We start from the raw sequence: 344 nt of genomic DNA, 5'->3' as shown, positions 1-344 counted from the left end.
AAGCAGCGAAAGCAGAAGGAAAGGAGAAAATCAACACGATGGAACACCGGCGAAAGAAGGAGAGCCAGCCGCTCAAGAACCGCGGGGCGGCGAGGCGGTCAATGATGAACCGCACGTTTATTCAAAGCCAAAAATATAAAGATCAGCAAATGCGCGCCGTGAAAGACGGCGCGCACCCTGATATTCTTGAATTTGAAAAACGGCTGATAACCCGTATGCGCAAACAGGACGTTCCCCTATTTTGCCTTTACTGCTGGCGCGGTGAAGATGAGCAAAACGCCCTATTTGTGCGCGGACACTCAAAAGCCCGTTTCGGGCAATCCGCGCATAACTTCGGTATGGCC

General features: G+C 52.0%; 1 protein-coding gene. It reads left to right on the top strand.

What is annotated here, in order from left to right; all coding sequences use genetic code 11:
* On the top strand, positions 1-344 hold a 344-nt coding region (locus tag HBA93_RS19645; protein ID WP_221724409.1), incomplete at both ends, for a M15 family metallopeptidase domain-containing protein.

Source organism: Ochrobactrum sp. SFR4, assembly GCF_019730395.1.
Classification (GTDB): Bacteria; Pseudomonadota; Alphaproteobacteria; order Rhizobiales; family Rhizobiaceae; genus Pseudochrobactrum.
The sequence above is the reverse complement of the archived record's forward strand: the minus strand, read 5'-3'. Positions and strand labels throughout refer to the sequence as shown.